Below are 18,839 nucleotides of genomic sequence, written 5' to 3'. Positions count from 1 at the left end.
CTACAAGGAGCATCATGCTGCATGATAGCCGGGCACCAATCCGCAAAGCGCTGGCCCTCTTCGTCGCCTCACTCGGACCGGCCGCCGCGGTTCTCGCCGCCGAGACCGTCGAACTTGCGCCGGTGGAGGTCATCGGTACCACGCCCCTGCCCGGTATCGGTCTGCCGGTCGAAAAAGTGCCGGCCAATGTGCAGACGGTCAAGGGCAAGGCCCTGGAAGACCAGCGCAGCCTCACCATCGCGGATTACATGGCGCAGAACATGGCCGGGGTGAACGTCAACGAAACCCAGAACAATCCGTTCCAGCCCAACGTGAATTTCCGCGGCTTCACGGCCTCGCCGCTGCTCGGGACCCCCCAGGGCCTGTCCGTGTACCAGGACGGCGTGCGGATCAACGAGCCGTTTGGCGACGTGGTGAGCTGGGACCTGATCCCGGTGAACGCCCTTGCCAACATGACGCTGATGCCGGGCTCCAATCCGCTGTTCGGCCTCAATACCCTGGGCGGCGCCATTTCGATGCAGACCAAGCGCGGCTACACCCACCGGGGCGGTGCCGTGGAACTTTCCGGCGGCTCCTGGGACCGTTACAACGCCCAAGCCGAATATGGCGGCGTGGCGGCCAACGGCGTGGACTACTTCATCGCCGGCAATTATTTCGACGAGGATGGCTGGCGTGATGCGTCGCCCTCCGAAGTGCGCCAGATGTTCGGCCAGCTGGGCTGGCAGAACGAAACCACCGATCTCAGTCTGACCATGTCGCTGGCCGATAACGACCTCATCGGCAACGGTCTGGTACAGAAGGAATTCCTGCGCGCCCAGGGATGGGATTCGATCAACACCAAGCCGGATCAGACCGAGAACAAGCTCGCGTTCTTCAATTTCAACGGCAGCCACTGGCTCAATGACGCCACCATGCTCAGTGGCAATGCCTACTACCGCAACGCGCGCACGCGCACCCTGAACGGCGATGCCAACGACGACATCGATCCGGACGATGGCGGTTTCGATCTGACCGATTGCGTGGCCGGGGCCGACGAGGACGATGCCGAAATCTCCTGTAGCGGTGCGCTCAATCGCAGCAAATCCAGGCGCGTCGGCTATGGGGTCACGGGGCAGATCAATTTCAGCCAGGACTTGCTGGGCCACCAGAACCTGTTCATCGCCGGACTGGGCTATGACCGCAGTCGGACCGACTTCGAACAGGCTACCGAGTTCGGCACCATCAATGGCGGCCGCGGTGTCGACGGCATCGGCGTGTTCGGCGACGAGGGCGAAGTGGACCTGCGCGGAGTCAACCGGACCTGGAGCCTGTTCGCGACCGATACCTTTTCGTTCAACGACGTCTATCACCTGACCTTGTCCGGCCGCTACAACCACACCCGGGTGAAGAACCGCGACCAGCTGATCCCGGATGCCAGCAATCCCGAATCGCTGACCGGCGACCACAGTTTCAAGCGCTTCAATCCGGCGATCGGTCTGGCGATCACGCCGAGCAAGAGCCTGTCGTTCTACGCCAGCTATAACGAAGGCAGCCGCGCGCCGACCGCCATCGAACTGGGCTGCGCCAATCCGGACCAGCCGTGCAAGCTGCCCAACGCCATGGCCGGCGACCCGCCGCTCGACATGGTGGTGTCCAAGACCTTCGAAGGCGGCGTGCGCGGCAAGGTCACGAACGGGATCGGTTATAGCGCCAGCCTGTACCGCACCCAGAACACCGACGACATCCAGTTCATCGCCGCCAATTCCAGCGGTGCGGGTTACTTCTCCAACGTCGGCAAGACGCGCCGTCAAGGGGTGGATCTTGGCGTGAATGGCGAGATGGGCAGGTTCCGCTGGTCCGCCGGCTACAGCTATATCAAGGCCACCTACCAGTCCAATTTCTCGATCGCCAATGAAGTCAATTCCAGTGCGGTGGATACCGATTCCGATGGCGAAGAGGATACGATTTTCGTCAGCAAGGGCGACACCCTCCCCGGCATCCCGCGTCATCAGTTGAAATTGCGCGGCGAATGGCAGGCGCTGCCGCAGTGGACCATCGGTGCCAACATCGTGGCCTTCTCCAACCAGTATTCCCACGGCAACGAGAACAACGATCATCAAGGCGCCGGCGGCAAGGTGAGCGGCTATACCGTCGTGAACCTGGATACCCGCTATAACTTCGGCAACACCGGCTGGCAGCTGTTCGCCAAGGTGAACAACGTGTTCGACAGGGAATACCACACCGGCGGCATGCTGGGTGAGACCTTCTTCGAGGCCGACGGGACCTTCATGGGCGGAGATGACGAGTTCTCCGCGCTGGTGGCGCCGGGGGCTCCCCGTGCGGCGTGGATCGGCGTGCGCTACGCATTCGACCAGCCGGCCGGACGCTAGACGCGCTCTGGAAACACGCCCTGGTTTCCTGTCCAGCGCCCTCTTCGGAGGGCGTTTTCCTTCCCTGGCCGTTCGCCGATCGGTTCACTCAGTTCCAGACGCGCCGACGGTTCATGAAGAGCACAGCGTTTACGAAAGAACTACGTCGTCATGCCCGAACGCCGCTGGAGCCTATAGGCCCAACAGCGCACTGAAGCGATCCGCTCACGACATTCCGTGGCGCCGCATCCAGGCGTGAAAAGGCTCCTCGCTGCCGGCGGCGCGCAGCCGGTGGACGTGAAGTACGAGGTTCTCGGTCATGGTGTGGGCGGCGATCGCGGCCATGACCTCGAGCCGGGCTTCGGTATCGAGCCCGTGTTCCGCAAGGCGCTGGTCGAGTTCGCAGAAGTGGTTCGCCATCAGGCGCCGCGCATCGTCTTCGTCGAGGCTCAGCGCGCCGAAATCGAGCGGATCTTCCGCTCCGATGTCGGCCAGCAAGGTTTCGATGGATTGCGGGGTCATGTCCGGCCTCCCTGTCGGTTACGACAACTATACCTTTTCGACATGGAATTGCACCGTGAGTGCCGTTCCGGTGCGCCATTGCCGATGCGCCGTTCAAGTTCGAGGGGCGAGGGTCGTAAACGAGGGCATGGGGGCACGATTCCGCGTGCATGCCCGACCGCGTCGTTGCGGATATCCACATGTCGGTGCAGCGCCCTTATTCCCTAGAATCGCGCCACTACAACCGCCGGCAGGCTGCGGCCGACAAGAAACATCGAGGAGATGACCCAATGCAGTTTCTTTTTGCTCCGGCGGTCCGGATCATGAACAGCCTGCGCTTTGCCCCGCGCTTCATCCTGATCGGGGCCGCCGGCGGAGTGCTGATCGCCGGTTTGCTGTTCCAGTTTCTCGGTGCGGTCGGCGAGCGGCTTCATGCCACCGAAGCCGAGCAGCGCGGGGTGGCCCATGTCGTGGCCTTGCGCGCGATCAGCCAGTTGGTCGATCAGCATCTGCTTGCCGCGTCGCTGTATTCGCTCGGCGAGTCTGGCGCGGAACAGGAGGCGGCAAAGCTGCGTAAATCGATCGGCACGGCACTGGGCGCGGCGCACCAGGCTGCGCTGGAGCAGGGCGGCGAGGCGCTGGGCGAATCGTGGGCGGCGCTGGACAAGGAGTGGGAGGTGTTCACTTCGGTCATCGGCGCCTCCTCGACCCCGGAGATCCGCGAGCTGCATCAGCGCTTCGGCGACAAGCTCGCGGCCCAGGCGCGGCTCACCGCCGACCACGCCGGCTTGCCGCTGGATCCAGAGGTCGCGACCAACTACCTGTACGACACGCTGGTCAACCGCCTGCCGCAGCTGTTCGAGGCGATCGTGCAGATCCGGCTCAAGGCCGCGGCCATTGCCAGCATTCAGATGATCGATGGCGCCGATATCGGGCGTCTGGAGCGCCTGACCGCCGACGCGCTCGCCCAGCTGACCCGTATCCGCGAGAACACCGAGAAGATCGGCAAGGCGGCACCCGCATTCAAGCCTGCCCTGGACAAGGGGCTGGCCGACATCCAGACCGGCATCGACCAGGCCCGTCGCCTGCTCGATGGGCGTCTGGTCAATACCTCGAATATCGATGTGCCGGTCGCCGAAGTCCTGCAAAGTACCGACGCCCCCCGACTTGCGGCCGGTGCGCTCGAGAAGGAGGTGATTGCGGCCCTGAGGGCAAGGCTGGATGAGCGCGCCGGTCGGCTGTCCGGCCAGCGCACGTCGTATCTGGCGCTGGTGACACTCGGACTGGTGCTTGCCGGTTACCTGTCGATGGGCTCCTACCTGAGTCTGCAGCAGGGCACCGCGCGCTTGCTGGAGGGCGGCCGACGGCTGGCCGACGGTGAGCTCGGCTATCGCATCAACATCGGCTCGCGCGACGAATTTGCCGACGTCGCCGACAGCTTCAACCGCATGGCGGCTTCGTTCGGCGAAGTGATCAACACCCTCAGGACGAGTTCCGACTCGCTGGGCGATGCGGCCCGCGCGATGAACGAGGCGACCCGGCAGGTTGCCGGCGGTTCTGCCGAGCAGAACCGGTTGACCCAGGACACCGCCGCGTCGGCCAATGCGATGTCGGAGAGCATCGGCCAGGTGGCGGCCAATGCCGACGAGGTCGATCAGATCGCCCGCGAGGGCCGGATGAAGACCGACGAAGGTTGCAAAGGGTTGACCCGCCTGCTCGACGAGATCCGCATCGTGCGTGAGGCGGTGGGGCAGATCACCAGCACGGTGTCGGATTTCGTCGGCACCACGCTCGAGATCCGCGGTATGACCGGCCAGGTGCGTGCAATTGCCGAGCAGACCAATCTGCTCGCGCTCAATGCCGCCATCGAGGCGGCGCGTGCCGGCGAGCAGGGGCGGGGCTTTGCGGTAGTCGCCGACGAGGTGCGCAAGCTGGCGGAAAAGTCGGCCAGCTCGGCGAGCGAGATCGATCGCCTGACTCAGGCGATCAATTCCCGCTCCGAGGGAGTCACCGGTGCGATCCAGCGCGGGCAGGAGTCGCTATCGGCCAGCGAGGGCTTCCTGGAGCACGTGTCGACCCAACTCTCGTCAGCCAGCGATTCGGTGGCAAGGTCGTCCGAAGGGGTCGATCTGATTACCGCCGCGATGCGCACCCAGGCCGATTCGGTGCGCCAGATCCGCGACTTCGTTTCCCGCATCGCCGACATGGCGGGACACAACGACGCCGCGGTGGCCCGCGCCGCGGGCGAGGCGGAACAACTGCAGCGACTGTCGGACGAGCTGCGCAGCCTGATTGCGCGCTTCCGGGTGTGAGCGCCGGGCGGTCCCGCGCCCGGCCTTCCGGCTACGCGCCGTCAGCGGCGTGACCCCGCGGGCCGCGTGTCCACACCCAGCGCCGCGCGCGCATTCTCCGCGCTGACGACCCCGGAAAACGCCACCACGGTGCCGCGGCCGTCGAAGAACAGCGTGCGCGGCAGCTCGCCGCGCCAGTCCGGGTCGATCGCGTGGGCCAGGCGCTCGGGGGCCTCGGGTCCGTAGGCAAAGCGGGCGCCGGGTACGCCGAGACGATCCAGCGGCGCGCCATGCCCGGCGTCGGCCGGTTCCGCCGCGAGCGTGATCAGGCGCACGCCGGGATGCACTTTCACCAGGCTGGCAAAGAGGGCGAGATTCTTCTTGCAGTGGATGCAGTCGATCGACCACAGCGCGAGGATGGTCGGCACCGTGTGGGCGGCGGGGTCCACCAGCTGTCTGGCTGCGGCGCGATCGAGGCTGACGAAGTCCGGCGTGCCGGCATCGCCGGCCGGTGCGGCGGCCGCTCCGGCCGCGGCGAGCGTGATGGCCCCGGACAGCAGTGCGGCGGCGACGAGTTTCAGTGCGTTCATGGTAGTGCGTACCCCTTCATGCCTTCGTTTTCGGTGTGCCAGAACACGAACAGCGCGGCGCCGCGGCGAACCAGCTGCGGTTGGTCGGAAGCGCCCTCGGTGGCGGCCAGTGGATGGGTGTCGAAGGTCTGCCCGCCGTCGGCAGAGACCTCGGCGAACAGTCGGGTTCGTTCGCCGTCGAACTCCTTCCACACGATCGCGACCTGCGCCCCGCCGACCGCGATGTCGGCATGCGCCGCACGGCTGCCGCCTACCGTGCGCTGCGCCTCGACCGTGTTGCCGGCGAGCCGGCCGTAGAACACGCGTCCATCACCGTCGCGCTGGTTGAACCATACGGCATGGCGGGTGCCGTCGGCGCCGATCGCGAGCGCGGGGCCGTGGTGCGGGCAGGCGTCGATCTGCCAGCGATCGAAGGTGGCACGCATCACCGACAGCGGGCGCCCGTCGGCGTCCAGTGTGGCCACGGCATGGTCGCGCTCATTGGGTTCGAACACATGACGCCACAGCAGCAGCGGCCGACCGTCTGCATCCTCGGCGATGGCAAGCCGGCAGCACTGGCACGAGTGGTCGGCCACCTTGACCTCGGGCCGGAAACTGCGCCCGCCATCATCGGACAGGGCGGCATAGATTGCCGAGCCGCGATAGTCGGTGCCCGCCTGCTTTGCTGCCAGGCTCTCGCGGCCGTCGATCCACGCCAGCACCAGTCTGCCGTCGCCCAGCACCCGCATCGCGTTGAAGCTGTGCGCGGTGACGCTGCGGTCGCGATGCACAGTGACCGGCTCGTCGAAGTGCACGCCGTCGGCGGCGCGGGCGAAGCGGACGTCACCGGTGAAGCGTTCCTTGAAACGGCGGGCCCACGACACCAGTACCGCGCCGTCGGCGGCGAAGGCGAGCCGCGGGCGGTTCTCGCCGTCTGCCGCAATGGCCTCCGGTTCGCGATTGACCACCGCCACGTCGCCCCATTGCCGGCCACCGTCGATGCTGCGGTAGAGCACGATGCGCGCGTCCCGCAGCGCCACCGCGTACCACGAACCGTCGGGCCCAATTGCCGCACTCGCGCCGAGTTCGAGGCGGGTAGCCTTCGGCGCACCGGCCTGGTCCGGCGCCGCGTGGATGCCATGCGCGGCGACGTGGGTCGCGATAGCGAGCGTCAGCATGGCGCCGAGCAGGGCGACGCGTCCGCGTACAAGACAGTTCTTGATCATCTTCATCCCCCAAGAGGCCCAATCCGGCGAGCCGCGCCGTCCGGCCGGCAAAAGTGTGGCACCGCGCCTACCATTTCGCCTGCACGCCGGCATACACGGTACGCGGCAGACCCGCGGTATAGGTGGGCGCGCCGCTCGACAGCGCCGAGGTCTCCGCATGGCGCCGGTCGAGCAGGTTGGTGACGCTGCCATACAGCGCCAGTCCCTTGCCAAATGGGTAGCTCGCGCGCAGGTTGAACAGGTCGTGGCCGCCGTGCTTGCTGGTGTTGTCCGCATCGCGCCAGAAGCTGCCAAGACGGAACCATTCGAGCTGCACGCGGCCGCCGTTCAGGATCGCCGGCGCATAGCCGAGGCGGGTGTTGGCCAGCACCCTCGGTGCGGATTCGATCTCCTTGCCGCTGAAGTCCGCGGTCCCCGACACCACCCATTTTTCATAGCTGTGGATGGCGTACGACAGGCTGGTGTCCACCCGCCAGTCGCGGGCGAGCGCCATCCCCGCACCGACCTCGAGGCCGCGATGCAGGGTCTTGCCGGCGTTGACTGCGGTTCGCTGGTTGGTCACCGGATCCTGGTAGCTGACGATGTCGTCCTTCTTGGTCATGTGATAGAGCGACACCTCGTAGTTTGCGCGCGCGCTTCGGCCGCGCAGGCCGAGTTCGATGTTGTCCACGATCACCGGCTTGAGGCTCAGCAGGGATTCGGCCTGGGCCTGAGCCCGCGCCGCGGTCGATTCGCGGCTGCCGCGAAACACCTGACCCTCTGACGGCGCGCGGAAGGCATTGCTGTAGGCGAGGAAGCCGTTGAGCTGCTCGCTGAAGGCGTAGGTGGCACCAAGCTTGGGACTCAGCCGATGGTAATTGACCTTGGTGCTGGCAGCATGGCCGTACCAGCCGTTGCCGGGGAAGGCCCCCGCGACGCCCTGGGTGGGGGCCGCGGCGCCGCCGTTGAAGTTGTTGTCGTAGTCGTACTGCATGTCGTCGTAGCGCAGCCCGGCGGTGATCCGCAGCCGCTCGGTGGGCGAGATTTCGCCATGGACATAGGGCGAGAGGCTGCGGAAAGTGACGTCGTAATCGTAGATCTGCACCGGCGCGGCGACTTCGTCGAGGCGGTAGGTCGTGCCGCCGAGCGCGTTGGCACTGCGGATCAGTGCGATCGACTCCTCGTCGCGCGAGCCCGGGCTGTAGTCGACGTCCAGGCCCACGATCAGGCGTGCGCGCAGCGGCTCGAAATCGCGCCGGTACTTGCTCAGAAAGCCAAAGGACCGGTTCTCTGTCACGTACTGGTTGGGGTCGTAGCTGACCGTCCAGCTCGGGATGATCTCCATCCGGTTGTCGCGGAAGTAGGGGGTAATCGACAGCAGGCTGTTCTCCGTTTCGCGCTCGAACGCGGTCGACAGGCGGAAGGTGTCGACCTCGCGGAACGAGAACGGAATGTTGTTGGTGCGCGGGGCATGGTGATACTCGCCCGCGCTCAGGTTGCCGACATGGTCCTGGTCCACGGTGGAGAACGACATCACCGTTTTCAGCATCGCGTCGTCGGCCACGACCTTGTCCCAGCGCAGCGAACCGGTCTGCCGGTCGTAGCCGGCATCGTCCTGCCAGCCGTCGCTGCGGGTGAGGTTGAGGCTGGCGCGCCACGCATCGTCGTTGCCCGCATTGCCGCCGCTGATCATGACCCGGCCCCAGCCGTGCGATCCGGTTTCGCCGGTCAGTTCCAGTTCGGCCTGCGGCGGCGGGGTGCGGGTGAGCACGTTGATCGTGCCGCCGATCGCGTCCGATCCGTACAGCGCGCTTCCCGGACCCTTCGAAACCTCCAGCCCGCCCGACTGCGGCACGTTGATCTCGTACAGGGCGTTGTGGTTGAAGAAGCCGGTCGAGCGGGTCGGAATGCCGTCTTCCAGATACAGATAGACCGCGCCGGTGGTCAGCGGCTGGCGGATGGCGGTGGAGTGGCCTTCGCCCGACAGGTTGCTGATCCACACCCCCGGGATCTGGTTGAGGACGTCCTTCGGGTGCACCGGACGCGCGGTGGCGATGCTGTCTTCCTTGACCGTCGACACGGTGCCCGGTGTTTCGCCGAGCGGACGCGCTTCGCGGGTGGCGGTCACGCTGACTTCGCCGAGCACGGCAGGGGCGTCGGCGACCGCGGCGGCCGCGGCGCCGATCGCGGCGACAAGAACGGCAAGCTGCTTGTATTTCATCGAAGTTCCTTTCCTTGGTGCGAAGGCGGACGGGTCACCGGTCGGTTCCGTCTCCGCAGCGACTTCGGGATTGCCGGGCGCTGGGGCCCGGACACGCTTCAAGGGACCGTCACTGCAGGCAGAGGCCAATGTCGAGCCGGATCCTGATGGCCGCCACCACGCGCCGCAATTCATCGCTGCCGCCCGCGGTCGGTGCCATCGATGTCGGCCCTGCGGTTCAGACGCGGGGGCGCAACGCGGCACGACCGGTAAGGGGTCGAGGTGGGTTCAAGCCGGTACTCGGAACAAAGGCACCGCGGTGGGGCGGCGCAACGCCAACGCCTGCAGCGTCAGGTGCGCACGGGAGGCGCGCGGGCGCGCGATGCGGCCCAGGCGAGGCGAGGCCGCGGAACGAGGACAACGAATTCGCCGATGACGTCAGTGCCGCTGCGCACGGACGGAACCGTCATAGGTTGCGACAGCGGCGGCAGGGTGGAGGCGACCAGGCTGCAATAGACGCAAGGCTTGGCAAGGCGCTGCGCCGAGTCTCCGACCGGGTCGGGAGCGGGATCCGGGCTGCCCCGTTCGATGCCATACGCTGTGCAGATCTCCAGCCACATCGGGTCGCCCGAGGCGCGATACGCGGCCTGCGAAATCGCCGGCGCGAGCGCAGCCATCAGGATCGCGAAGATCGCGATCCACGAGGTGACGGAGCGGTTGAGCCGGGACAGTGGCATGGGCTGGGTTGCGGAACGGCCGGGGGGTGAAGTCGGGACGAATTCTAGACGGCCGCGGTCAGCATGCCTTGATCGTCATCAATCGCTAATCCGTAACCTGCCGGCAGTGGCAAACCGGCGTCAATGCGCCCGAAACTGCCGGGCGGCGAACGCCCACACCATGCGCGACGCGTCGGGTCCGCCCGCGTCGCTGAACGGCAGCTTTGCCGCGCCGCCGCTCCATGCGTGACCCAGTCGCCCGACCTCGATCAGGGTTGCGACAAGCCTGGGCCCGCGCTTGAAGTCGGTCACCACCATCGGGTGACGCTTGCCGCGCTGCATGCTGCGACCTTCGCACCTGCGCGCGCCCGCGGCGTCGGCCCACACCTGTACCGCGGCGTGGCCGTTGCTGGTCGCAACCACGCGGTCGATTCCGCCGTGGATCACCAGCAGCGGGGGCCATGCGCTGGCCATCAGGTGGGGCGTGGTCTTCAGCGGGATCGACGTGCGATGGCCATGCATTGCGCCGATCGCCGACAGCGTGGAGTGTGCAGTGCCGGGCGGGATGCCCGAGTGCATCACCACCGCCCTGAAGCGCTCGGGATGGCGGGTGACGAGCAGCGCCGCCATGCTGGCGCCGGCCGACAGCCCGGCCACGGCAATGCGCGCGTGGTCGGCTGGGTAGAGCAGGCAGACCTGATCGATGGCCTTCATGATCAGGCCCGCCTCCCCGTAGGCGCGACCGGCGGTGGTGTCGAACCAGTTCCAGCAGCCCTGCGGGTTGGCGAGACGGTCCTGCTCGGGGTAGAGCACGAGGAAGCGTTCGCGGGCGGCGACCTGGTTCATGCGCGTGCTCATCGCAAAGCTCTTGGCGTCCTGCCCGCAGCCGTGCAGCATCACCATCAGCGGCAGACGCTCGCCGAATTTCACGTTGGGGGGACGGTAGAGGCGATAGTTGCGCGCGCCGGCCGGTCCGACCACCACGCCGCGAATCCAGTCGCCGTCCCCCGGCGGAGGCTTGCGTTTGTCGACGGCAGGCTTGAGCGCCTTGCCCACCGCGCGGGTGCCTGCACGCACGGTACTGCGCGTAATCGTCGAGATGCTGCGCGACAGGATTCTTGCCCACGCCGCGGTCGGGGTACGCTTTGCCATTGGGGATGTTCCGGATTCTGCCCGGGTGAGCGGGCCCGATATTGAAAAAGCCCCGACACGCGGGGCTTCACCGTCAATGCAATTCGACGGATCTTATGCAGACTTCTTCGACTGTGCTGTCGCCGCGGCAGTCATCTTGTCGCCGGCTTCGGTGGCCGTCTTGAGATTGGACTTGGTCATGTCGCTTGCTTGCTGGCTGACCAGCTCGGTGGCTTCAGCGACGGTCTTGAAGCTGGCCTTCGTCATCTCGGTCGCCTGTTGCGTGACCTTGGTGAAGATGTCGATCATCGGGTTCGGGCCTGCCGCGCCCGACATCTGCTTGGTCATGACATCGGCGATCTCTTCCTGCAGTTCGGCGGCAATCTGCTGCACGTTGCGGAAGTAGGCCACGACCCGCTCGGTCATGTGTCCGCTGAACGGGCTCGGCAGCTCTTTCAGTTCGCTGACGTCCTTGACCTGGGCTAACGACTGGGCGGCAGAGATGCCGTCCTCGAACGTGGCGCGGGCCATGTTCAGGTTCAGCGCGGAGAGGCGCTCGAAACCGGAGAACGCGACTTCCGACAGGGTCATGAAGGCCTCGGTGCTGGTCTTGAATGCGGCGGCCTGGTCAATGGAGGGCTTGGTCTTGGTCATCGTCATGGTGTTCTTCCTTGTGGGATTTGCTGCGTGGACAGACAGAGCGCGTGATCCGCGGTGGATGATCGTGCGGGCCATCTGGTGGGGGTTGGTGCGTTGCAGCACGACCACTTCAGTGTGGCCCCATCAAACTGAGAGTCAAGCAATATCGACGGGAAACAGGGCCGCATTTGTATCGTCATAAGTCGCGGTGCACCAGCCGCAGGCTTTCCTCGTCGGAGGCCGGGAATCGATCGCCGGATCCTCACCGGCGGATGCTCCGGCAGGCGCTATTGAACGCGTCTGCGCCATGCCGCCGGTGTGGTGCCGAAGGCGCGCTTGAACGCCCGGTTGAAGGCGGCGTCCGATTCGTAGCCGACCTCGCAGGCGACCTGCGCGGTCGAGGTGGCGCTCTCCCGCAGCCGGATTGCGGCCAGTTGCAGCCGCCAGTTGGTCAGGTACTGCATCGGCGGCACGCCGATCAGGCCGGTGAAGCGTTCGGCGAAGGCGGAGCGCGACAGCCCCACCTCGCGGGCCAGCTCCTCGGTGGTCCATGGATACGCGGCACGGGCGTGCAGAAGCCCGAGCGCGCGGCCCACCATGCGGTCGCCAAGTCCGGCGAGCCACCCGGTCTGGCCTTCGGGCAGGGTCGCAAGATAGCGCCGCACGACCTCCACGAACAGCAGTTCGGCCAGTTTGCCGAGCACTGCGGCCGAGCCGATGCCGCCGCCCGCGAATTCCTCTGCCGCGTGGCGGAACGACTGCTCGATCCACTCGCCACCGGCGCCCTTGCGCACACCCAGTTTCAACATCTGGGGGAGGGTGGCGACGAGTGGGTTGTGCGGTGCGTCGCAGCCCAGGTACCCGCACACGATGCGGGTCGGTTCGCCGCCGCCACCGTAGCGTAGCGAGGCCGGTGCGCTGTCGGTCGGCGCCTGCACCAGGGCGTCGATGACGACCGGTTCGAGCGCCGGGGCACTGGCCAGTACATGCTGGTCGTTGCGTGGCAGCAGCACGATCTCGCCTGCGCACACTTCGAGCGCCGGGGCATCGGCCACGCGTACGAACAGCCGACCGGCGACGACATAGTGATAGGCGATGAGGTGGGCGGGCATCTCCCCCTGGGAGCGGAACTCCTCCGGTCCGACCTGCGACACCACGCTCCAGGGCGCGGTGAACTCGGCATCGAGAAAGACCCCGCCCGAGAGGCGTACGGCGGAGAACACATCGGAAAGCGCGTCCATCTCTCCCCCTCGGAAAAAGCCCGGCGTCCCGGTCAAATCTTCCGGCGCCACGGGCATGTCGGGATGACTTCCATGGGATTACCTTAGCACTGCGCGCAGGTTTGAGCCCGGTCGGCCTGACCTGACGCCGACAAACCACAAACACCCCACCCCGAGAGGAGATACAAGATGACCCTACACGACGACCTGGGCCTTTCGCTTTCCGGCGCCGACGCCGACAGTCTGGCCCATTACCGGCGTGCGCTGCGGCAGTTCCAGTGCTACATCGAAGACCCGGTGGCGAGCGTCGATGCCGCCATCGGCCAGCGCCCCGATTTCGTCATGGCCCAGGTGCTGAAGGCCTACCTGCACCTGTTGGGCACCGAGCCCGAAGCCATTGCGGTGGCGCGCGACTGTCACGCCGCGGCGACACGGCTGACGGCGAACGCCCGCGAGCGTGGCCACATCGAGGCCATCGGTCATTTGCTCGAGGGCCGCTTCCACCGCGCGGGGCGGGTGCTCGAAGATGTCTCCATCGAGGATCCACGCGACATCCTGGCCTTGCAGGCCGGGCACGTGACCGACTTCTACGTGGGCAACTCGCGCATGTTGCGCGACCGCATCGCCCGCGCGCTGCCGGCATGGTCGCGCACCATGCCCGGTTACCACGCGGTGCTCGGGATGCATGCCTTCGGCCTCGAGGAGACCGCCGACTATGGCCGTGCCGAGGCCCAGGGCAGGGCGGCGGTCGAACTCGAGCCCCGCGACGGCTGGGCGCAGCACGCGGTGGCGCACGTGATGGAAATGCAGTGCCGCCAGCGCGACGGCATCGCCTGGATGCGCACCAACCCCGATGCCTGGTCCACCGACAGCTTTTTCAAGGTGCACAACTGGTGGCATGTGGCGCTCTACCACCTTGAGCTGGGCGAGATCGACGAAGTGCTGGCGTTGTTCGACGGCCCCATCCACGGCGACCGCTCCACCGTGATCCTGGACATGATCGACGCCTCGGCGATGCTGTGGCGCCTGCACCTGCGCGGCATCGACGTCGGCCAGCGCTGGGAGACGGTGGCCGATGGCTGGCTGCCGTTCGCCACCGCGGGCAACTACGCCTTCAACGATGTGCACGCGGTGCTGGCCTTCGTCGGCGCGCGCCGAACCGACGCCATCGAAGCGGTGCTCGCGACCCAGCAGGCGGCAATGCAGGGTAGCGGCGATAACGCGGCCTTCACCCGCGAGGTCGGCCATCCGGTCACGCTCGCGCTCAAGGCCTTCGGCGAGGCGCGGTACGACGACTCCGTGCGCCTGATCCGTCAGGTGCGCGAAATCGCCCACCGCTATGGCGGCAGTCACGCCCAGCGCGATCTGCTCGACCTGACCCTGATCGAGTCCGCGCTGCGGTCCGGGCAGCGGGCACTGGCCTCGGCGCTGTGCGCAGAGCGTGTGGTCGTACGCGGGCACAGCCCGCTGACCCGGCAGCTCGTCGCGCGCGCGGAGCCGCTGCGTGCGGCGGCCTGAACGGCCGACGCTGATCCCGCCACCGGGGGGCTTGTCCGGTGGCGGGATCAGCCGATGCCCGGCACCGCGGTAGTGCGAAGGCTGTTCGGTCGTGCACTGGTGCAGTGCGTCATGGCTTCGGGCTGGATCGGTGATTTGTTGATTAACCATTAAAAAACAGTAAATTGTAATAACTGGCACGCTGCTCGCTTTGAGTCGCTTAAACCGGACCAATGTGGGTCTGGAGAATCGAAGCGGTAGCAGACAACGGCGTCTGTCCCCCACTGCAATGCGTGCATTGTGTGGGAGGCATGCGCCGTTTTTTTTAGACTCGACGTTCGAGACGGCGGCGCTGACCGCGCGGCCGAACCGGTCCGATCTGTCCTGTCGCTTCGATCGATTCCAGGGAGAGGATCGAAGGATGGATGCGCGTGCCGGTTTCGTCGATGTCGGGGAGGACGATCCTGTCGTCGTGGTCGGTAGCGGCCCGGTCGGGAGCCGGGTTGTGCACGAACTCGTGCGGGCCGCGCCCGGGGTGAGCATCGTCTGGTATGGCGACGAAGCGTGCCTGCCGTACAACCGGGTCAGGCTGTCTTCCGTGCTCGCCGGCGACGCGAGCTGGGACAGCCTCGAAGAGACCTCCCCGCTGCCGCCCAGCGTCGACTGCCGATTCGGCTATCGGGTGGAGGTGCTCGATCGTGCCCGGCAACGGGTCGTCGATTCGACCGGTCGTGTCCAGGCCTATCGCAAGCTGATCCTCGCCACCGGCTCGCGTCCGCACATCCCTTCGATTCAGGGCGTCGGACTGAACGGGGTGTACACCTTCCGCAACCTCGACGATGCGCAGCGCCTGCAGGCGCGTACGGTGCGCAGCCGGGTGTGCGTGGTCATCGGTGGCGGCTTGCTCGGGCTGGAGGCCGCGCGGGCGATGCGGCGCTATCACACCGAAGTGTGGGTGATCGAGCACGCCACCCAGCTGATGGCAAAGCAGCTCGACGAGGCGGCAGCCGACATCCTGCGCGCGCAGATCGAAGCCATGGGCATCCGGGTCAGGGTCGGCACCGGGGTCAGGGCCATCCTCGGTGAGGGGCAGGTGCGCGGCGTCCAGTTGCGCGACGGCATGGTGCTGTATTGCGACACGGTCGTCATTTCCACCGGGATCCTGCCCAACGTCGAGCTCGCGCGCGCGAGTGGCCTGGCGCTGGGGCGCGGGATCCGGGTGGACGACCGGATGCTGAGCTCGGACCCGGCGATCAGTGCCGTGGGGGAGTGCGCGGAACACCGTGGCGAAGTGCATGGGCTGGTGGCCCCCGGTCTGGAGCAGGCCGCGGTGGCGGCGACGGTGCTCGCCGGCGGCCAGGCGCGCTACCTCGGGTCGATTTCGGCAACCAACCTCAAGGTGATGGGGTGCAAGGTATTCAGCATCGGCGAGCGCGCACGCAGCGGGCCGGCCGACCCGGCGCGCGAGATCCTGTTTCGTGACCGCGACGACAAGGGCGCGCCGGTCTATCGCAAGTTGCTGGTGCGTCGGGGGCGGCTCGCGGGTGCGATCGGCATCGGCGGATGGCCCGAATGTTCGCGCGTCCAGGAAGCGGTGCGCACCGGCCGCCGCCTGTGGCCCTGGCAGCAATGGCGTTTTGCCCGCGCGGGGCAGCTGTGGTCGGGCGAAGATGCCGGTGCGGTCGGGCTGTGGCCGGCCGATGCCACCGTGTGCAACTGTACCGGCGTCACCAAAGGGCGTCTCGACGCCGCAGTGCGCGAAGGGTGCGCGTCGGTGGAAGGCCTGTGCGGCGCAACCGGTGCCGGCACCGTGTGCGGCTCCTGTCGTCCGCTGCTGGCGGAACTGGCCGGTGGCACCGGTCTGCCCGCGCTGAACGGATGGCGCGTGCTGTTCGGCCTGGCCGCGGTGGCGGCCCTGCTCGCCGCGCTCTACGCGCTATTCACCATCCCTTTTCCGCAAACAGCGGATCTGGCCTGGCGCTGGGACGCGATCTGGCGCGACGGCCTCTACAAGCAGATCAGCGGCTACACCGCGATCGGCCTGATGGCGCTGCTCGCTGTGCTGTCGCTGCGCAAGCGCTGGGCCCGGCTGGCACTGTGGAACTTCGACGGCTGGCGCGTGGTGCATACCGCGCTCGGCGCCGGTCTGGTGCTGGTGCTGTTTGCCCATACCGGTGGCCGTTTCGGCGAGCGCCTCGACTTCGTGCTGTCCTTGTCCGCCGTCGTCGCCCTGCTGTCGGGCGTGGCCATCGCCTCGGTGCTTGCCCGCCAGCAGGATCTCGCCCCGCGCACGGTGCGCAGCGTGCAACGCGGCGCGACCTGGACCCACATCCTGAGCCTGTGGTTGCTGCCGGCCCTGCTCGGCTATCACATCCTCAAGTCCTACTACTTCTGAGCGGAACATGACTCAAGGCCGCAATCGAAAATCCCTGTGGAGTCTGTGGCTGGTGCTCACGCTGGTGCTGGCGGGCGCGATCGGCGCCGCACTCTACAGCCTGGGCAAACCGCAGCCGAATGCGCTCGATCTCCAGCTGCGCGCCCTGCTGCTTCCCGGGAGTACCACCCACGGCCACCACCAGATCGAGCTGGCGTGCAATGCGTGCCACAGCAAGGCCTTTCCCGACCGTGAAGAGGTGCAGCAAAGCTGCGAGAACTGTCACGCGGCCGCGCTCAAGGAGGCGCGCGATACCCATCCCAAGAGCAAGTTCACCGACCCGCGCAACGCCGAACGTGCCGCCCTGCTCGACGCCACCTGGTGCGTGACCTGCCACGTCGAGCACAAACCGCACATCACGCTTGCCGCGGGCGTGACCCTGCCGGCCGACTACTGCGTGATCTGCCACGAGGAGGTGGCGAAGGACCGCCCGAGTCATCAGGACATGGCATTCAATACCTGTACCAACAGCGGTTGCCACAGCTACCACGACAACACCGCGCTCTACGAAGACTTCCTGCTCAAGCACGGTCACGGCGACTTCCTGACGCCCAAACCGGAGGTGCCGGCGCGCGACTTTCGCGAGGTGATCGAGGAACTCGGCGACTACCCGTCGGAGCGCTATCCGGTGGCCGAGCTGGGCGCGGGCGACGCCGATCACGGTTCCGACCTGCGCAGCGACGACACCATCCGTGGCGACTGGCTCGGCACCGCGCATGCCCGCGCCGGGGTCAATTGCAGCGCGTGTCACGTGGAACCCGGTGCGGAAGGCGAAGGCAAGCGCGGGAACTGGGTCGAGAAGCCCACGGAACAGGTCTGCGCGAGTTGTCACAAGCCCGAGGTCGAGGGTTTTCTCGGCGGTCTGCACGGCATGCGCCTGGGCCAGGATCTCGCACCGATGACCCCGGCCGACGCCCGCCTGCCGATGAAGAAGGACGCGGCGCACGATGCCTTGAGCTGCACCTCGTGTCATGGCGCGCACCGCTTCGACACGCGGGCTGCGGCGGTCGAATCCTGCGTCGCCTGCCACGACGACGGCCACACCCGCAACTACAAGGCGTCGCCGCACTACGCCGCCTGGCAGGCGGAAATCGCGGGTACGGCACCGGCCGGCAGTGGCGTGTCGTGCGCCACCTGTCATCTGCCGCGGGTGGAGTTCCGCACCCCCGACTACGTCAAGCGCGTGCTCGTGCAGCACAACCAGAACGCCAACCTGCAGCCCTCGGTAAAGATGTCCCGCACCGTGTGCCTGAGCTGTCACGGCCTCGGTTTCTCGCTCGATGCGCTCGCCGACGGTGCGCTCGCAGCACGCAACTTCAAGGGACGGCCTTCGATTCATGTGAACAGTATCGAGATGGCGCTGGAGCGCGACCGCGCCAGCAGCCAGCCCAGCGCGGCCGCCGAAGCCGCTGCCACCGAACCCGGGCCGGAGCGCTGAGCGCCGGTTCGAGTATTGCCACCCCAACCCCAACCCCAAACCTAAACAGACGGAGCCATAACCATGAAATCAGCATACGCCAGCCCCCTCCGTGCCGCAGTCGTCACCGCGGCCGTCGCCTCCACGCTCGCGATTGTGGCCGCGCCGGCCCATGCCGAGGTGTGGACCCACAAGGAAATCGCCGACGCCCTGCATGCGGTGCTGGAGTCGGACCGCACGGTATATACCCGCCTGATCGTCAACCGCCTGCAGAACGAGGAGAAGGTGATCAAGGCGAGCGAGCACTGGAAGGACGACAAGGCCCTGGTGCTGCCGGCGCAGATGTTCCGCTACGGCTCCGAGATGGTCGCGGAGAAGGGGGCGAAATTCTCCTACGCGCTGCTCTCCGAGTGGCCGGTAAATAAGCAGAACGCGCCCAAGACCGAGGTCGAGAAGGAGGGGCTCAAGGCGATCGCCGCCAATCCCGCGCAGCCGTTCTACAAGGAGGAAACGCTGGGCGGCAAGAAATACTTCACCGCGGTGTACCCCGACCGCGCGGTGGCCAAGGCCTGTATCAGTTGTCACAACGACCACAAGGACAGCCCGCGCAAGGACTTCAAGATGGGAGACGTGCTCGGCGGCGTGGTGCTGCGCCTGCCGATGTGAGGCAA

14 protein-coding genes are annotated in these 18,839 nt (G+C 66.8%); 6 read left to right on the top strand and 8 right to left on the bottom strand.

Annotation, left to right across the window (positions count from 1 at the left end; all coding sequences use genetic code 11):
• Nucleotides 1–14 precede the first annotated feature (14 nt).
• A complete protein-coding gene (locus AC3A35_RS07885) occupies nucleotides 15–2,369 on the top strand; it encodes a TonB-dependent receptor (protein ID WP_487435490.1) in 2,355 nt (784 codons plus the stop codon).
• Between the two features lie 204 nt (nucleotides 2,370–2,573).
• Here AC3A35_RS07885 and AC3A35_RS07880 read toward each other — a convergent pair whose 3' ends face one another.
• Nucleotides 2,574–2,870 (bottom strand): hypothetical protein, encoded by a 297-nt coding sequence (locus AC3A35_RS07880; RefSeq protein WP_487435489.1) that lies wholly within the window; start codon nucleotides 2,868–2,870, stop codon nucleotides 2,574–2,576.
• Between the two features lie 269 nt (nucleotides 2,871–3,139).
• Between AC3A35_RS07880 and AC3A35_RS07875 the strand changes: the two genes are divergently transcribed.
• Nucleotides 3,140–5,161 carry a methyl-accepting chemotaxis protein gene (locus AC3A35_RS07875; protein WP_487435488.1) on the top strand — a complete coding sequence of 674 codons (2,022 nt, stop codon included), beginning with the start codon at nucleotides 3,140–3,142 and terminating at the stop codon, nucleotides 5,159–5,161.
• A gap of 41 nt (nucleotides 5,162–5,202) precedes the next feature.
• On the opposite strand, the gene AC3A35_RS07870 is transcribed toward AC3A35_RS07875, so the two are convergent.
• The 7 genes from AC3A35_RS07870 to AC3A35_RS07840 form a co-directional block, all read right to left on the bottom strand.
• Nucleotides 5,203–5,730 carry a TlpA family protein disulfide reductase gene (locus AC3A35_RS07870; protein ID WP_487435487.1) on the bottom strand — a complete coding sequence of 176 codons (528 nt, stop codon included), beginning with the start codon at nucleotides 5,728–5,730 and terminating at the stop codon, nucleotides 5,203–5,205.
• The gene (locus AC3A35_RS07865; protein WP_487435486.1) at nucleotides 5,727–6,935 is read right to left on the bottom strand and encodes a sialidase family protein; all 1,209 of its coding nucleotides are present in this window, start codon (nucleotides 6,933–6,935) and stop codon (nucleotides 5,727–5,729) included. The genes AC3A35_RS07870 and AC3A35_RS07865 overlap by 4 nt, the downstream gene beginning before the upstream one ends.
• Nucleotides 6,936–7,002: 67 nt before the next feature.
• Entirely contained in the window at nucleotides 7,003–9,135 is a 2,133-nt protein-coding gene (locus AC3A35_RS07860; protein WP_487435485.1) for a TonB-dependent receptor, read from the bottom strand.
• A gap of 329 nt (nucleotides 9,136–9,464) precedes the next feature.
• Nucleotides 9,465–9,851, bottom strand: a complete 387-nt coding sequence (locus tag AC3A35_RS07855) for a DUF2946 domain-containing protein (RefSeq protein ID WP_487435484.1) — start codon at nucleotides 9,849–9,851, stop codon at nucleotides 9,465–9,467.
• A gap of 120 nt (nucleotides 9,852–9,971) precedes the next feature.
• Nucleotides 9,972–10,982: an extracellular catalytic domain type 1 short-chain-length polyhydroxyalkanoate depolymerase gene (locus AC3A35_RS07850; protein WP_487435483.1), complete on the bottom strand. Its 1,011-nt coding sequence runs from the start codon at nucleotides 10,980–10,982 to the stop codon at nucleotides 9,972–9,974.
• 93 nt (nucleotides 10,983–11,075) lie between these two features.
• Nucleotides 11,076–11,723, bottom strand: a complete 648-nt coding sequence (locus AC3A35_RS07845; protein ID WP_487435482.1) for a phasin family protein — start codon at nucleotides 11,721–11,723, stop codon at nucleotides 11,076–11,078.
• A 164-nt stretch (nucleotides 11,724–11,887) separates the two neighbouring features.
• Nucleotides 11,888–12,841, bottom strand: a complete 954-nt coding sequence (locus AC3A35_RS07840; RefSeq protein WP_487435481.1) for an AraC family transcriptional regulator — start codon at nucleotides 12,839–12,841, stop codon at nucleotides 11,888–11,890.
• Nucleotides 12,842–13,009: 168 nt separating this feature from the next.
• Here AC3A35_RS07840 and AC3A35_RS07835 point away from each other — a divergent pair, with 168 nt between their 5' ends.
• The 4 genes from AC3A35_RS07835 (at nucleotide 13,010) to AC3A35_RS07820 (ending at nucleotide 18,834) form a co-directional block, all read left to right on the top strand.
• Nucleotides 13,010–14,338 (top strand): tetratricopeptide repeat protein, encoded by a 1,329-nt coding sequence (locus AC3A35_RS07835; protein ID WP_487435480.1) that lies wholly within the window; start codon nucleotides 13,010–13,012, stop codon nucleotides 14,336–14,338.
• A 400-nt stretch (nucleotides 14,339–14,738) separates the two neighbouring features.
• A complete protein-coding gene (locus AC3A35_RS07830; RefSeq protein ID WP_487435479.1) occupies nucleotides 14,739–16,712 on the top strand; it encodes an FAD-dependent oxidoreductase in 1,974 nt (657 codons plus the stop codon).
• A 7-nt stretch (nucleotides 16,713–16,719) separates the two neighbouring features.
• Entirely contained in the window at nucleotides 16,720–18,189 is a 1,470-nt protein-coding gene (locus tag AC3A35_RS07825; protein WP_487435478.1) for a cytochrome c3 family protein, read from the top strand.
• 63 nt (nucleotides 18,190–18,252) lie between these two features.
• On the top strand, nucleotides 18,253–18,834 hold the full coding sequence (locus AC3A35_RS07820; protein ID WP_487435477.1) for a Tll0287-like domain-containing protein: 582 nt from the start codon (nucleotides 18,253–18,255) through the stop codon (nucleotides 18,832–18,834).
• Nucleotides 18,835–18,839 lie beyond the last annotated feature (5 nt).

The sequence above is a fragment of the Azoarcus sp. Soil_N_20 genome (assembly GCF_057656155.1).
The sequence above is the reverse complement of the archived record's forward strand: the minus strand, read 5'-3'. Positions and strand labels throughout refer to the sequence as shown.

Bases quoted from the DNA above. Each gene is read 5' to 3' on its own strand.
- AC3A35_RS07885 (WP_487435490.1), top strand. From the start codon at position 15: ATGCTGCATGATAGCCGGGCACCAATCCGCAAAGCGCTGGCCCTCTTC.
- AC3A35_RS07880 (WP_487435489.1), bottom strand. From the start codon at position 2,870: ATGACCCCGCAATCCATCGAAACCTTGCTGGCCGACATCGGAGCGGAA.
- AC3A35_RS07875 (WP_487435488.1), top strand. From the start codon at position 3,140: ATGCAGTTTCTTTTTGCTCCGGCGGTCCGGATCATGAACAGCCTGCGC.
- AC3A35_RS07870 (WP_487435487.1), bottom strand. From the start codon at position 5,730: ATGAACGCACTGAAACTCGTCGCCGCCGCACTGCTGTCCGGGGCCATC.
- AC3A35_RS07865 (WP_487435486.1), bottom strand. From the start codon at position 6,935: ATGATCAAGAACTGTCTTGTACGCGGACGCGTCGCCCTGCTCGGCGCC.
- AC3A35_RS07860 (WP_487435485.1), bottom strand. From the start codon at position 9,135: ATGAAATACAAGCAGCTTGCCGTTCTTGTCGCCGCGATCGGCGCCGCG.
- AC3A35_RS07855 (WP_487435484.1), bottom strand. From the start codon at position 9,851: ATGCCACTGTCCCGGCTCAACCGCTCCGTCACCTCGTGGATCGCGATC.
- AC3A35_RS07850 (WP_487435483.1), bottom strand. From the start codon at position 10,982: ATGGCAAAGCGTACCCCGACCGCGGCGTGGGCAAGAATCCTGTCGCGC.
- AC3A35_RS07840 (WP_487435481.1), bottom strand. From the start codon at position 12,841: ATGGACGCGCTTTCCGATGTGTTCTCCGCCGTACGCCTCTCGGGCGGG.
- AC3A35_RS07835 (WP_487435480.1), top strand. From the start codon at position 13,010: ATGACCCTACACGACGACCTGGGCCTTTCGCTTTCCGGCGCCGACGCC.
- AC3A35_RS07830 (WP_487435479.1), top strand. From the start codon at position 14,739: ATGGATGCGCGTGCCGGTTTCGTCGATGTCGGGGAGGACGATCCTGTC.
- AC3A35_RS07825 (WP_487435478.1), top strand. From the start codon at position 16,720: ATGACTCAAGGCCGCAATCGAAAATCCCTGTGGAGTCTGTGGCTGGTG.
- AC3A35_RS07820 (WP_487435477.1), top strand. From the start codon at position 18,253: ATGAAATCAGCATACGCCAGCCCCCTCCGTGCCGCAGTCGTCACCGCG.